Source organism: Rhodococcus sp. IEGM 1330, from assembly GCF_033142445.1.
GTDB lineage: Bacteria > Actinomycetota > Actinomycetes > Mycobacteriales > Mycobacteriaceae > Rhodococcoides.
Genome location: NZ_JAWLSB010000003.1, coordinates 42495 through 56754, shown reverse-complemented (window position 1 = coordinate 56754; position 14260 = coordinate 42495). Strand labels below are relative to the sequence as shown.

The 14260-nt window shown below is 64.2% G+C and carries 15 protein-coding genes; 7 read left to right on the top strand and 8 right to left on the bottom strand.

What is annotated here, in order from left to right; translation table 11 throughout:
• The first annotated feature begins 27 nt into the window (after positions 1–27).
• Entirely contained in the window at positions 28–573 is a 546-nt protein-coding gene (locus tag R4P57_RS08320) for a type 1 glutamine amidotransferase domain-containing protein (RefSeq protein WP_317802391.1), read from the top strand.
• Positions 574–589: 16 nt separating this feature from the next.
• Positions 590–1570 (top strand): iron-siderophore ABC transporter substrate-binding protein, encoded by a 981-nt coding sequence (locus R4P57_RS08315; protein WP_317802390.1) that lies wholly within the window; start codon positions 590–592, stop codon positions 1568–1570.
• Positions 1571–1594: 24 nt separating this feature from the next.
• On the opposite strand, the gene R4P57_RS08310 is transcribed toward R4P57_RS08315, so the two are convergent.
• The gene (locus tag R4P57_RS08310) at positions 1595–2056 is read right to left on the bottom strand and encodes a PPOX class F420-dependent oxidoreductase (protein WP_032380785.1); all 462 of its coding nucleotides are present in this window, start codon (positions 2054–2056) and stop codon (positions 1595–1597) included.
• A 32-nt stretch (positions 2057–2088) separates the two neighbouring features.
• Between R4P57_RS08310 and R4P57_RS08305 the strand changes: the two genes are divergently transcribed.
• Entirely contained in the window at positions 2089–2946 is an 858-nt protein-coding gene (locus tag R4P57_RS08305; protein WP_317802389.1) for a polyphosphate kinase 2 family protein, read from the top strand.
• Positions 2947–3000: 54 nt separating this feature from the next.
• Here the strand turns inward: R4P57_RS08305 and R4P57_RS08300 are convergent, their stop codons facing one another.
• From R4P57_RS08300 to aceA, 4 genes are all read right to left on the bottom strand, one after another.
• Entirely contained in the window at positions 3001–4041 is a 1041-nt protein-coding gene (locus R4P57_RS08300) for an NAD(P)-dependent alcohol dehydrogenase (RefSeq protein ID WP_317802388.1), read from the bottom strand.
• Between the two features lie 96 nt (positions 4042–4137).
• The gene (locus tag R4P57_RS08295) at positions 4138–4413 is read right to left on the bottom strand and encodes a hypothetical protein (protein WP_317802387.1); all 276 of its coding nucleotides are present in this window, start codon (positions 4411–4413) and stop codon (positions 4138–4140) included.
• A 90-nt stretch (positions 4414–4503) separates the two neighbouring features.
• On the bottom strand, positions 4504–5379 hold the full coding sequence (locus tag R4P57_RS08290) for a 3-hydroxybutyryl-CoA dehydrogenase (protein ID WP_317802386.1): 876 nt from the start codon (positions 5377–5379) through the stop codon (positions 4504–4506).
• 163 nt (positions 5380–5542) lie between these two features.
• A complete protein-coding gene (gene aceA, locus R4P57_RS08285) occupies positions 5543–6832 on the bottom strand; it encodes an isocitrate lyase (protein WP_037186862.1) in 1290 nt (429 codons plus the stop codon).
• A gap of 532 nt (positions 6833–7364) precedes the next feature.
• On the opposite strand from aceA, the gene R4P57_RS08280 reads away from it, so the two are divergent.
• A complete protein-coding gene (locus R4P57_RS08280) occupies positions 7365–8279 on the top strand; it encodes a DUF559 domain-containing protein (protein WP_317802385.1) in 915 nt (304 codons plus the stop codon).
• An 85-nt stretch (positions 8280–8364) separates the two neighbouring features.
• Here the strand turns inward: R4P57_RS08280 and R4P57_RS08275 are convergent, their stop codons facing one another.
• Positions 8365–8769, bottom strand: coding sequence for a hypothetical protein (locus R4P57_RS08275; RefSeq protein WP_317802384.1), 405 nt, complete (start codon positions 8767–8769; stop codon positions 8365–8367).
• Between the two features lie 147 nt (positions 8770–8916).
• On the opposite strand from R4P57_RS08275, the gene ramB reads away from it, so the two are divergent.
• Both ramB and R4P57_RS08265 read left to right on the top strand, forming a co-directional pair.
• Positions 8917–10329, top strand: coding sequence for an acetate metabolism transcriptional regulator RamB (ramB, locus tag R4P57_RS08270; RefSeq protein WP_317802383.1), 1413 nt, complete (start codon positions 8917–8919; stop codon positions 10327–10329).
• An 18-nt stretch (positions 10330–10347) separates the two neighbouring features.
• Complete coding sequence (locus tag R4P57_RS08265; protein ID WP_317802382.1) at positions 10348–11121, top strand: LLM class flavin-dependent oxidoreductase; 774 nt, start codon at positions 10348–10350, stop codon at positions 11119–11121.
• Between the two features lie 23 nt (positions 11122–11144).
• Here R4P57_RS08265 and R4P57_RS08260 read toward each other — a convergent pair whose 3' ends face one another.
• Together R4P57_RS08260 and mqo are read right to left on the bottom strand one after the other, a co-directional pair.
• Positions 11145–12140 (bottom strand): MBL fold metallo-hydrolase, encoded by a 996-nt coding sequence (locus tag R4P57_RS08260; RefSeq protein WP_317802381.1) that lies wholly within the window; start codon positions 12138–12140, stop codon positions 11145–11147.
• Between the two features lie 9 nt (positions 12141–12149).
• Positions 12150–13472 (bottom strand): malate dehydrogenase (quinone), encoded by a 1323-nt coding sequence (gene mqo, locus R4P57_RS08255; protein WP_317802380.1) that lies wholly within the window; start codon positions 13470–13472, stop codon positions 12150–12152.
• Positions 13473–13541: 69 nt separating this feature from the next.
• Here mqo and R4P57_RS08250 point away from each other — a divergent pair, with 69 nt between their 5' ends.
• Positions 13542–14204, top strand: a complete 663-nt coding sequence (locus R4P57_RS08250) for a TetR family transcriptional regulator (RefSeq protein WP_317802379.1) — start codon at positions 13542–13544, stop codon at positions 14202–14204.
• The last annotated feature ends 56 nt before the right edge of the window (positions 14205–14260 follow it).

The window sequence follows — 14260 nt, the reverse complement described above, 5'->3', positions numbered from 1 at the left end:
CGGTCCCGGTCGGACATTCGAACAGGTATGACTACCGAAACCTTGACCGGACGCCGCATCGCCATTCTCGCTACGGACGGCGTCGAGCAAGTCGAACTGGTTCAGCCCCGCGAGGCCGTCGAAAATGCCGGAGCCACAGTCACATTGGTAGCACTCGACCATGGCGACATCCAAGCGATGGAGAGCGACGTCAATGCCGCCGACACCTTCACGGTGGACCGCGTCGTCGCCGAGGTCTCCGCGGACGACTTCGACGCACTGATCCTGCCCGGCGGAACCACCAACCCCGATCAACTGCGCGTAGACGCGGACGCAGTGGAGTTCGTCCGCGCATTCGTGCAGGCCCGCAAGCCCGTCGGCGTGATCTGCCACGGTGCCTGGACCCTCGTCGAGGCCGACGTTCTGAAGGGCCGGACGTTGACGTCCTACCCCAGCATCCGAACCGACATTCGAAACGCGGGAGGAACCGTCGTCGACGAGGAAGTGGTCGTCGACGGCAACCTGGTGTCGAGCCGCAATCCGGACGACCTGCCGGCCTTCTGCGCGAAGATCGTGGAGCATTTCAGCGCTTGATAGGTTAGCGTGCCCTATGCGCATTTCTCGTTCGTTGGCTCTGCCTGCGGCAGCCCTCGCCCTCGCCCTCGCCTTGACCGCATGCAGCTCCGATGGCGACAGTTCCGATCCGGCCGAGTCCGGCGGCGTCGTCGTGACCGACATGTTCGGCGACGTCGAGGTACCTGCGAATCCGCAGCGAGTGGTTGCGCTGGGTTGGTCGGACGCCGAAACCGCACTGGCACTCGGTGTGCAGCCCGTCGGAGCGAGTGACTGGCTCGCCGTCGGCGGAAACGGGCTCGGCCCGTGGGTCGACGAGACCTACGACACCGACCCCACCATCCTCGGCACCTTCGACGTCGACATGGAATCGATCGCGGCGCTGGCACCGGATCTGATCCTCTGGACTCGCAGCACCAACGACAAGGCCGTCTACGACGACTTGTCCGAGATCGCGCCCACGGTCGCGGCACCGCCGGGAACCGACATCGCCTACGGCACCACCTGGGACGGCCAGACCGAGATCGTCGCGCAGGCACTCGGCAAGGTCGACGAGGGCAACAAGCTCGTCGACGACACCGAAGCGCTGCTCGCCGATGCCGTCACCGACAACCCCGAATTCGCCGACAAAACGGTCGCCGTCGGCACGCTCTACAGCGGACAGGTCGGTGCCTACGTCCGCGGCGACACCCGCGTCGACTTTCTCGAATCACTCGGCCTGACCAACACCCCGGCCATCCAGACCCTGGCCGAGCCGGGAGCGTTCAACATCGAACTCTCCGAGGAGAACATCTCCGCGCTCGACGCCGACCTCACGGTCATGTTCCCCATCGGCACCGGACCCGAGGTGATCACCGAGAACCCGTCGATTCAGGGCCTGCCGTCGGCACGCGACGGACGCCTCGTGGTGCTGGGTGATACCAACCTGTCCAACGCATTCTCGGCCGCCTCGGTCGCAGGCACCCGATACGCGCTGGAGAACGCCGTGCCACTGTTCGCGGCACCGCTGAAGGGCTAGATCACACCCTCCCCGGGGGGCTGGTCACACTCTTCCCGGGGGAAAGCCACCCGCGGCGATCGGCCCCCAGGTGTCGATCACGATGCGTATCAACGACTTTCCCTGCTTCACCATCGCCGCGCGGTACTCGTCCCAATCCGAGTGCTCGCCGGCGATGCTGCGGAAGTACTCCACCAGAGGCTCGACGGCATCGGGAAGATCGATGATCTCGGCCGTACCGTCGACCTGGACGTAGTCGCCGTTCCAGTCGTCACTGTGTACCAACACCGTGACGGCCGAATTGCGGCGAATGTTCAGCACTTTCGCACGCTCGGGGTAGGTGGCGATGACGATGCGGCCTTCCGAGTCCACCCCGGCGGACACCGGGGAGACCTGCAGACCGTCGTCGCGCTTGCGGGTGATCAACGTGTGGTGGTGCCGCGGAGAGACGAACTCGAGTAGCTGCTCACGCGTTGCGGATTCAGCTTTTGCGATCGTAGGGGCCATGCGTTCCATCGTAGAGAAGTAGTCTTCCGCCTATGGCCGACAAGTCGAAACTGTGGACGCTCTCTCCCGTCGATGTGCTGCGCGCCAGCGCCTCTCCCCGTGTGGAGGACATCGATTTCACGGCAACTCCGGGTTTCGACGGCGCGAAAGCACACGGCAACGACGTCCTGGAGCAGCGCGGTGCAGTACTCGCGGCGCTCCAGGAAAAGCTCTATGCCCACGGGCGCGCAGGCGGCACCAAGTCGGTTCTGCTGGTGCTGCAGGGCATGGACACCGCAGGCAAGGGCGGCATGGTCAAGCACGTCATCGGGATGGTCGATCCGCAGGGCGTCGACCTCGCCTCGTTCGGGGTGCCGACTCAGGAAGAGAAGCAACACCACTACCTGTGGCGCATCCGCACAGCCCTTCCGCGGGCAGGCCGAATCGGGGTGTTCGATCGGTCCCACTACGAGGACGTTCTCGTCGTCGCGGTCCACGACCTCGTGCCGCGGCAGGTGTGGGAGAAGCGATTCGACGAGATCAACGCCTTCGAGAAGGAATTGGTCGACGAGGACACGGTTATCGTCAAGGTGGCCTTGTTCGTTTCGGCCGACGAACAGAAGAAGCGATTGCAGGAGCGGCTCGATCGACCCGAGAAGCACTGGAAGTACAACCCGGGCGACGTCACCGAACGTGGCTTCCTACCGCAGTACCGGGCGGCGTATCAGCGGGTGCTCGATCGTACGGATACCGATCACGCACCGTGGTACGTCGTTCCGGCCGACCGCAAGTGGTACAGCAGACTTGCGGTCACCGAGATCCTGATCGACGCCCTGGAGAAGCTCGATCTCGATTGGCCCACAGCAGATTTCGACGTCGAGCACGAGAAGAAGCGACTGGCTGAGAGCTGAGAAAGGGCCCGCGACGAACGTTCGTCGCGGGCCCTGAAACAGCTGGGTGGAGATTTACAGCGTGGCTGCGTCGATCACGAAGCGGTAGCGCACGTCGGACTTGACGACGCGGTCGTAGGCCTCGTTGATCTTCTCGGCCGGGATGACCTCGATCTCGGCACCGATGTGGTGCTCGGCGCAGAAGTCCAGCATTTCCTGGGTCTCGGCGATGCCGCCGACCATGGATCCTGCGAACGAGCGACGGTTGGCCAGCAGGTTGAATGCCGGTACCTCGAGGGGCTTTTCGGGAACGCCCAGCTCCACGAGGGTGCCGTTGCGGGCGAGCAGTCCGAGGTACTTGCCCATCGGCAGGTTCGCGGAGACCGTGTTGAGGATCAGGTCGAACTTGCCCTGCAGATCCTTGAGGGCGGTGGTGTCCTTGGTGGCGTAGTACTCGTCGGCACCGTAGGCCTTGCCGTCGGCTTCCTTGGCGTCCGTCTGGCTCAGCACGGTGACGTGCGCGCCCATTGCATGGGCGATCTTGACGCCGACGTGGCCCAGGCCGCCCATGCCGATGATGGCAACCTTCTTGCCCGGTCCTGCTCCCCAGTGCTTGAGCGGCGAGTAGAGGGTGATGCCCGCGCACAGCAGCGGTGCGGCGACGTCGAGCTCGACGCCTTCCGGGATGCCGAGAACGAACTTCTCCGTCACGACGATCTGGGTGGAGTAACCACCGTTGGTGAACTCGCCCTCGTAGGTCTTCGAGTTGTACGTCTGGACGACGCCCTTGGTGCAGTACTGCTCGTCGCCGTCCTTGCACGCCTCGCACTCGCCACAGGAGTCCACGAAGCAGCCGACGCCGACGCGGTCGCCCACCTTGCGGCTGGTCACCTCGGAGCCGACCTCGGCCACGATGCCTGCGATCTCGTGCCCGGGGACGACGGGGTACGTGGTGCCGCCCCACTCGTTACGGGCAGTGTGAATGTCGGAGTGGCAGATGCCGGCGAACTTGACGTCGATGAGGATGTCGTTCGGTCCGACGGCGCGTCGCTCGATCGTCGCCTTCTCGAGCGGGGCGTCCGGAGCGGTGGCCTGGTATGCGGTAGCTGAAGTCATAACTACATTGCTACCTACGCATCAGTGCAAACGCAAGGCACCTACCGCCTCGACCAGGCTATTCCTGTTCCAAACGAGTCGTTCGCAACAGTAACGTCAGCTGTTCTTGGCGATGTTCCCGCCGAGCCACAGCACGTACGCGCCCAAACCGATCAGTCCGATCTTGCGGGTCTTGGGGTAGGCGATCGCCGCACCGACGGCAAGTTCGGTGGCTCCGTTACGACTGATCCAGGTTCGAGTGTCCTTGGGGAACGGGAGCTTGGTGATTCCCTCGAACGCCTCCGGCACCACGAAGTGGGCGGCGCCGGTGGCGGCCAACCCGATCCCGAATGCCTTGGGAACCACACCGTTCGACTTCGTGGACTTGCTCACTGACACGCTCCTGTGATCGAAGTGACTGCGTTCGCAAACCGACAATAGCGCTCCGGTCACCGTCGCGGGGCAACCCGCCCGCGGCGGTGTCTACTTTGCGATCCGGCCGTTCTCGTAGCGGTAGAACCCGGCTCCGGCTTTCTTGCCCACGCGCCCTGATTCGACCATACGCAGCAGCAGCGGCGGTGCCAGGAAGAGAGGTTCCTCGAACTCCGAATACATGGAATCGGCAATGGCTTTGATTGTGTCGAGGCCGACGAGGTCGGCGAGCGCGAGCGGTCCCATGGGGTGCGCCAGACCCAGCACCGTCGCCTTGTCGACGTCTTCCTTGGTGGCGAATCCGGACTCGACCATGCGAATCGCAGAGAGCAGATACGGCACGAGCAACGCGTTGACGACGAAGCCCGAGCGATCTGCTGAGCGCACGACCTGCTTGCCGAGAACATCGCCTGCGAATCGCTCGGCACGGTCTGCCACTGCCGGTGAGGTCAGGTCGGTGGTGACCAGCTCGACGAGTGGCAGTACCGGGACCGGGTTGAAGAAGTGCAGACCCACGACGCGGCCGGGTGCCGTCGTTGCGGCTCCCAGGCTCACGATGGGAATGGAGGAAGTGTTCGAGGCGATGACGGCGTCGGGGTCGGTCACCACCGAGTCGAGTTCGGCGAAGATGTCGGCCTTGGTCTTCTCGTCTTCGAGTACTGCTTCGACGACGAGTTGGCGATCGCCGAAGTCGGCGAGGTCGGAGGTGAATCGCAGCCTGGCCGCAGCGTGCTCTCGCTCGCGTTCGGTGATCTTGCCGCTGCTCACTCCGCGGTCGAGGGACCTGAGGATGCGGGTGCGACCGGCGCTCGTCAGCTCACGAGTCTGTTCGTAGACCAACACGTCCACGTGCGCGCGGGCGCAGACCTCCGCGATACCCGCGCCCATCTGCCCGGCTCCGACGATCCCCACCCTCTCGACCGTCACAGTGACACTCCTTCAACAAACGTTGCGCTACAACATCTCCGGTGAGATGGGGGTAACTCTTGCCGGGTACGCCCAAGACCTTCGTTGTACAGAACAGGCGGCCCGCAACGAAAGTTGCGGACCGCCTGACTAGTGCGCTGAAGATGAGGAGAGGCGGGCCAGCTTAGTGGAACTGGCCTTCTTCGGTGGAGCCCTTCAGTGCAGCCGTCGAGGTGTTGGGGTCGACGGTGGTGGCGATGCGGTCGAAGTAGCCGGCGCCAACCTCACGCTGGTGCTTGATGGCGGTGAAGCCGCGCTCTTCGGCAGCCTTGAACTCGCGCTCCTGCAGGTCGACGAACGCGGTCATGCCTTCGCGGGCGTAGCCGTGCGCCAGGTCGAACATGCCGTAGTTGAGCGAGTGGAAGCCTGCGAGGGTGATGAACTGGAACTTGAAGCCCATGGCTCCGAGTTCCTTCTGGAACTTGGCGATGGTCGCGTCGTCCAGGTGCGCCTTCCAGTTGAACGAAGGCGAGCAGTTGTAGGCGAGCAGCTGGTCCGGGAACTCGCTGCGAACCGACTCGGAGAACTTCTTGGCGACCTCGAGATCCGGCACGCCGGTCTCCATCCAGATGAGGTCGGCGTACGGGGCGTAGGCCTTCGCACGGGCGATGCAGGGCTCGATGCCGTTCTTGACGCCGAAGAATCCTTCTGCGGTGCGGGTTCCGTCGAGGAACTCGCGGTCACGCTCGTCGACGTCGGAGGTGATCAGCGTGGCTGCCTCGGCGTCGGTGCGGGCGATGATGACCGACGGGACGTCGGCGACGTCGGACGCGAGGCGTGCCGAGGTGAGGGTGCGGATGTGCTGCTGGGTGGGGATCAGAACCTTGCCGCCGAGGTGGCCGCACTTCTTCTCCGATGCGAGCTGGTCCTCCCAGTGCACGCCTGCGGCGCCGGCCACGATCATGGCCTTCTGCAGCTCGTAGGCGTTCAGTGCGCCACCGAAGCCGGCTTCGGCGTCGGCAACGATCGGTGCGACCCAGTTCTTGACGGACGTGTCGCCCTCGATCTTGGCGATCTCGTCGGCGCGCAGGAGTGCATTGTTGATGCGACGGACGACCGACGGCACCGAGTTGGCCGGGTAGAGGCTCTGGTCCGGGTAGGTGTGGCCCGAGAGGTTGGCATCGCCTGCGACCTGCCAGCCGGAGAGGTAGATCGCCTGCAGGCCGGCGCGAATCTGCTGCACGGCCTGGTTGCCGGTGAGGGCACCGAGCGAGTTGATGTAGTCCTCGTTGTTGACGAGGTCCCACAGGATCTCGCTGCCGCGGCGAGCGAGTGTCGCCTCTTCGACGACGGTGCCCTGGAGGTCGGAGACCTGCTGCGCGGTGAAGTTACGGGTGACGCCCTTCCAGCGGGGGTTGGTGTCCCAATCCTGCTGGATCTCGGCGATGGTCTTCGGGGTGCCGGTGGTCGACATCTTCAGCTCCAGTCTCTTCTGCTTCTCGGCCTGCCTCGAGACGAATCTTCACATCGTTGCCAGGCCCTTCTGGTGTACTCCAAAACAATGGCACACCCGAAAACATGCGTCTACCAGTTGTTAGTGCCAATCTTGGCTAGCTTTACGGGCACCGTTGCTAATGTTGCAAATTTTCGGCCGACGCAAACCTCTCCGATCGGACGGCGTGGTTACTCGCCAGTAGCGATGAATCCCCAGTTGATGAACGGAATGAACAAAATTCTTTACCGGACGCTTGTACGGTTTGACGGGGTCGTCTGAATCGAGTCAGAATCCGACTCCTATGTGACTGACATCACACTACATCGATCCCACGATGTGAACATGCACGGGGTGCTCCACTCGCCGTCACGTTCGCCGAGATCACGCGTCCAACGCCCCGCGAGTGGAGCGCAACGTGCACTCATCCACAGGCACGCAGCTATCCACAGGGCATTCCATTCCCCCAGCTCGGCCATCCTGGGGCGCACGCACCATCGCTCACGCTGCACCCATGACACCCGACACAGGCTCCACTCCCGAACAACAGGGTCATTCCGCGGGCTCCACTCCCGAACACCGGGGTCATTCCGCAGGCTCCACTCCCGGCCCCGTCACCCTTCAGCAGCTTGTCGCTTCCGGACTCCTCCCCAGCACCGTCTCGCGGCGATTCACCCGCGTTCTGCCGACGGTCCACATGCGCGGGGAACCGTCGACGATGGACCGGTGTCGGGCCGTTTTGCTGTGGCGACCGGACGCCGTGCTCAGTCACCGGTCGGCCGCCTACCTGCGTGGCTGGACGACCGAGCCATCGACACTCGACGCCACCGTCCCTCACTCGGCGAGGTTGCGGCCACCGCCATGGCTTCGGCTACACCGTCGCGCACTCGATTCCAGGCTTGTCGACGAGGTCGAGACCCTGCCATGCACCACGCCCGCACAGACGATTCTCGATTGCCTGGCGGTACTCCCCCGCGCCGAGGCCGAGTTGCTGATCGACGAACGCCTGAAATTCGGACTCGACCCCACATCGCTCCTCCGCCTGCTCGAGCGATTCCCGGGCCGACGCGGCAACGCAGACTTAGCTCGCCACGTCCGGCTGGCAGTGACCAGATTCGCCTCGGAACCGGAGCGGGCATTGGGACGCGCGCTGCACCGGATCGGGCTGTACCTGGAGATGAATGCGGCGGTCGGTCCGTACGTCTGCGACCTCGTCGACCGCCGCAGCCGAACGATCATAGAAGTGGACGGACGCGAATTCCACAGTGCAGCCGGGGTATTCAGCAAGGATCGGCGCAGACAGAACGCTCTGGTGCTCGATCGCTGGTTGGTGCTTCGCTACTCGGCATTCGACGTGCTGGCCGCACCGGACGTCATCGCCGGCGAGATTGCGTCGGTGATCCGGCGACGTCGGGAATCGAGGCGATGACTGCATACAATGCTCCACTCCCGTAGCCGTGCACGATATTCGTCGTGCACGTCACCGGGAGTGGAGCACCCGTTGCAGAGAAGACTCAGACGCGGACGCCGGTGTGCTCGTTGCTGGACGCCACCACTCGAGAGGTGATCGGTGTCCGACGCGACGCAACCACTCCGAGCGCGCCCATGGCAGCGATCACGAGTCCGCCGACGATGGCGAACAGGTCCGCGGCCAGCAATCCGGACGGGAACACCATCAGTGCGGGCGAGGCCGCGAGCAGCAGTCCGAGTCCGACGTGGGTCCAGTGGCTTTGCCTCGACGACGATCCGATGGCCCACAGCGCGGTCGATGCAGCGAGGATGCCGAGCACGAGGATGGCACCGGTGACTTCCTGGTCTCCCTGGACGGGAAGCCAGACGGTGGATGCGACGAGTACGGCTCCGGTGACGAATACGACGACGTCCCTGACGATTTCGGTTGTGCGTTGACGGTTGGACATGACCGCTCCTCGTGGTGCGTGGTGAATAGCTCGTATACCGGTATACGCCTTTACCTCGGCTAATGTTCCCGATCAACACCGAATTGTGATCCAGCAGCTAGTTGCCAATGCTGTTAAGCCAATTCTTCGCAGGCGTAGCCTGGCGATATGTCCAAAACCTTCGTCGGCGTGCGGCTTCGGCAGCTCCGCAGCGAACGCAGCATGAGTCAGGTGTCGCTGGCGCAGAAGTTGGGAATCTCGGCCAGTTATCTGAACCAGATCGAGCACGACGTGCGTCCACTGACGGTGCCGGTACTGCTGCGGATCTCCGAGGTGTTCGGCGTCGACACGTCGTTCTTCTCTTCCGAGGACGACACCAGGCTGGTTGCCGAACTTCGCGAGGTGGCGCTCGATCAGGACATGGGGATCGACGCCGATGCGCACGAGATCGCGCAGATGGTCAGCTCGCACCCGCAGTTGGCACGGGCGATGGTCAACATGCACCGCCGATACCGCAATACGACGGCTCAGCTCTTGGCCGCTACCGAGGAGCGTTTCTCCGACGGCAGTGGCAGTGGCTCCATCAGCAAGCCGCACGAAGAAGTGCGCGACTACTTCTATCAGCGGCAGAATTATCTGCACGAATTGGACACTGCGGCAGAGGCTCTGACGTCGAGAATCCGGTTCCATCGCGCTGACGTCGGCGGCGAGATCGCCAAGCGGCTGCGGACGGTCCACGACGTGCAGATCGTCAATCGCATCGACCTCGGCGAGAACGTGCTGCACCGGTTCGATCCGCACACGCGAGTACTGGAGATTTCACCGCATCTCTCCGGCGGGCAGAAGGTGTTCAAGTATGCCGCCGAACTCGCCTATCTCGAATGCGGGGATCTGCTGAAGAAGATGGCCGACGAGGGCAATTTCACCAGTGAGTCCTCGAAGAAGTTGGCGGTGCTCGGTTTCGCGAACTACTTCGCAGCCGCGACGGTGCTGCCTTACCACCAGTTCCACGACGTGGCCGAGGATTTCCGGTACGACATCGAGCGGCTCTCGGCCTTCTTCTCGGTCAGCTACGAGACCATCTGCCATCGGCTCTCTACATTGCAGAGACCCGAGTTGCGGGGTGTGCCGTTCTCGTTCGTGCGCGTCGATCGCGCGGGGAACATGTCGAAGCGTCAGTCCGCCACAGGTTTTCACTTCTCGTCCAGCGGTGGCACGTGCCCGCTGTGGAATGTGTACGAGACGTTCGCCTATCCGGGCAAGATCATGACGCAGATCGCCGAGATGCCCGACGGCCGCAGCTACCTGTGGATCGCGCGCACGGTGGAGCGACGCGCCGCGCGGTACGGTCAGCCCGGCAAGACCTTTGCCATCGGCCTCGGTTGCGAACTGCGCCACGCCGGAAGGCTGGTGTACGCCGACGGTCTGGACGTGCAAGGTTCGGCGGCGGCGACGCCGATCGGAGCGGGCTGCCGGGTGTGCGAGCGCTCGAACTGCCCGCAACGCGCATTCCCGCCACTGGGCAAGGACCTCGACATCGACGAGCACCGAAGCTCGGTGTCCCCGTATCTCGTTCGCTGAGAAGAAAGGAAGACTGCCATGACGCGAATCGGCGTTGTACTCCGACCCGAACTTGCGCCGGAGGATCTTGTCGAGGCGGCACGTGCGGCCGACCGCGCAGGCGTCGACGAGGTGTGGTTGTGGGAAGACTGCTTCTACTCCGGTGGACTGTCCACTGCTGCATTGGTTCTCGCGAGTACCGAACGTGTGAACGTCGGCATCGGGGTGCTACCCACTCCGATGCGGAACGTGGCAGCCACAGCCCTGGAGATCGCCACCGTGGCCCGAGTCCACCCGGGGCGGCTCCGCGTCGGGCTCGGACACGGTGTGCAGTCGTGGATGGGTCAGATCGGGGCGCGAGCGCAGTCGCCTCTGACGTTGCTGAGCGAGCAGATGACAGCGCTCACCGCACTGTTGGCGGGCGAGAGCGTCACCGTGCAGGGCCGGTACGTCTCGCTCGACAACGTGCAGCTGAATTGGCCTCCGCTGCAACCGCCGCCGCTGCTCGTCGGTGCGACAGGGCCGAAGACTCTCGCCCTGAGCGGCCGTCACAGCATGGGAACCATCCTTACTAGCGAGACGTCCCCGGATCAGGTGCGAACGGCCATCGAGCACATCGACGGTGGACCCGCCCACGACGTGGTCGTCTATGTGTCGTGCAGGTTCGATACCGATGCGGCCCCGAACGATGTCCAACGATGGATCGACGCGGGAGCGACCACCGTCGTACTCGAGCCCTCCCCGGATCGATTCGACTTATCCGACATCTTCACTCAGGCGGCATCGTTGACGGCGCACTTCAGCTCGCAGTGAATCTGCACTCGCGGTGAGCACTCCTACTGCTCTCGCAGAAACCGCCCCGCGTCTGCGAACGCCCGTGCTCGACGCGTCAGCGTGGGTGGCGCGGGCTTCTCGCCTCGCCACAGGCGGAAGAGCGTGCTCATGCTCAGGATGAGTCGTTCCGGTGAGTCCCAGTGTGCGTATTGCCGGAATTCGCTCGATTTGAGCAGGTTTCGGGCGGCCACGGTGGAGTCGAGTCCGGCGTCGAAGCAGCTGCGTCCGGCCTCGGACACCCAGGTCCAGTAGTTACGGACGGCACGGATCTCGTCGGTGCCGCACAGGGGTCCGTGGCCGGGAACGTAGACGGCGGCGTCGAGTTCGAGGAGGTGGTCGAGGGCGTCGATCCAGTTCTGCAGCGGACCGTGCCAGAGCACCGGGGTGGCGTCGATGAACAGCAGGTCGCCGGCGAATACCACTCCGACGTCGGGGAGGTGGGCGATGAGGTCGCCTTCGGTGTGTGCCGGGCCCAGGTAGCGCAGATGGACCGACCGTCCTGCCACGTCGATGGTGTCGGTGGTCTCGAAGGTGTGATCGGGCAGCCGCGGCAGGGTCGTGGGGAAGGTGGCGTCACCGCGGACTCGGTTCATGTAGGAGCCCATTGCACCGACCGGTCCCGGCACCCAGCCGATCTTCGCACCGAGAGATGCGAACGCGTCCACCCCTTTCGGTGGTGTCTCCTCTTTCATCGCGTGCAGTGACGCGGCGCTGGTGGTGATGCGAGCGGAGGCGGGGACTGTGTTGTTTCCCCACCAGTGATCACCGTCGGAGTGGGTGTTGAGTACTTCGGTGATCGGCGCGTCGGCCACCAGTTCGGCGGTGTCGGCGACTACCCGCTGCGCCCAGTTCACATCCCACACGGTGTCGATCAGCATCGACGCGGAACCCGGTGCCACGATCAGTCCGGTGTTGGTCTGTCCCCAACTGCCGGGTGGCCGCATGAACGCCCAGGTGTCGTCGGCGATCTGTCGGTACCCCACCTCTGCGTCTCCCACCGCCACAGGCTAGCCGGTGAGCAGCTCGTTCAGGCGGGAGTCCCACTGTCGTTCCGGGAAGCACCGATTCATCAGCTCGATCATGATGGGCACGGCAGTGGACGCACCGGGCGACGCGCCGAGCACGGCGGCGATCGTACCGTCCTGCGAGGCAACCACTTCGGTGCCGAACTGCAGTGCACCGTTCTTCACGATTTGGGCGCGCTGACCGGCGCCGGCGATGGACCAGTCCGCGGAATCGGCGCGCGGCAGAAACTCACGCAGCGCAGCGATCTTCTTGCTCCGCGTCGCGGTCAACTCGGAGAGCAGCAACCCGATCAACGGAGTGTTGCTGCGGGCCATCGACAGCAGCGAGCCGATGTTGTCCGGGTTGATCGATCGCGGAAGGTCCATCAGGGATCCGTGTTTCAGAAACTTCGGGTTCGCCCCGGCATACGGTCCGAACAGGACCGATCGCCGCCCGTCGACGATTCGAGTGTCCAGGTGCGGCACCGACATCGGCGGAGCTCCGATCGGCGGTGTCCCGTACACCTTGGCGTCGTGCCGATCGGTCAGCTCGGGTCGATCACAGCGCAGGAACTGTCCGCTGATCGGCAACAGTCCGTAGCCTCGTGCTTCGGCAATTCCGGCTCGGCGCAGCAACTTCAGAGCCCAGCCACCGGCTCCGACGAACACGAAGCGAGCACGCTCCACCGGCCGACCGCCGCGCACGTCGAGTCGCCAGGACCCATCTCGATCCTGACTCAACCCTCGCACTTCACGGCCGGTCTCGACGCTCGCGCCTGCGACCGACATGGCGTCGAACAGCTGCCGCGTCGCTGCGCCGAAGTCGACGTCGGTGCCCGTCGCATCTCGGGTCGCCGCCCACTGCCCCGTCCTGCCCTCTGCCACGAGCGGTGCCCATTGCCGAAGCACCGCAGCGTCTTCGGTGTATTCCATGGCCTCGAACAGCGGGTGCGCACGCAACGCACTGTGCCGTGCGCGCAGAAACTCGACGTTCTCGGCACCTCGTACGAGCGTCATGTGTGGCACCGGGTGCACGAAGTCCACCTGAGGCAGCGTCGACCAGAAGCGCCGGGTGGTCGCGAACTGCTCGGCGATCCCCACGGCTCGATCGATGTCGACGGAACCGTCGGATCTCACTGTCGTGTAGTTGGTCTCGCACAGACCGGCATGACCTGTTCCGGCGTTGTTCCATCCGTCAGATGCTTCCGCTGCCACGCGAGGCAATCGCTCGAGTACTCGGATCGACCAAGTCGGTTCCAGTCGTTGCAACAGCGTCCCCAATGTCGCGCTCATGATTCCGCCGCCGACGAGGATGACGTCGTCCATCTTCCGCCCTTTCTCGTACTAAGTACAAGTCACGCTAGCACCGACTCGTACACCTGTATAGTTCAGCCGATGCCTCGCCTGACCAGGACTGCCGTCGTCGATGCCGCGCTGGACGTCGCATACCGTCGCGGACTGGACTCGCTCACCATCCGCAAGATCGCCACCGAACTGGGCGTCTCCCCCATGGCGATCTACTGGCACGTGAAGAACAAGGACGAGCTACTGGACGCCATGGGCGATCGCGTCTGCCAGGACCTCGATATCACCGTGGATCCCACCGGTGCGTGGTGGGATCAACTGCGCACCGTGCACGAGGACTTCATGCGTGCCCTGCGCGCACACCCGGGAGCCGCGACCATCGTGGTACCGCGAATGCTGTTCTCTCCCAACAGCAGAGCCGCGATGGAATTGAGCCTGAAACTCCTGCGTGACGCCGGTTTCTCCCTTCCCGACGCCACCCAGCTCGCCCGCCAAGGTGTTCGGGTCGCCATTTCGCTGATCACGGAGCCGTTGTTCACCGGTACAGAGGTCGAGCCGGAACGCCGGGCCCACGTCGAGCACGAGGTGGCGTCGACGATGCAATCCCTCGATCCCGCGGAGTTCCCGAACATCCTTGCTGCCGCCCCGCATCTGGGCGATGCCACGGCTCGGGCGGCGTTCGAGAAGCTCGGTCTCGACACCTTCATCGCGGGCGTCAGGGCCCTGGCCCGAGAGACCGACATTCCGTCCTGATTCGACGCAACGCATTGGACATCTTGTCGGGTGGCGAAGTCTCGTCCGTAGGTGCA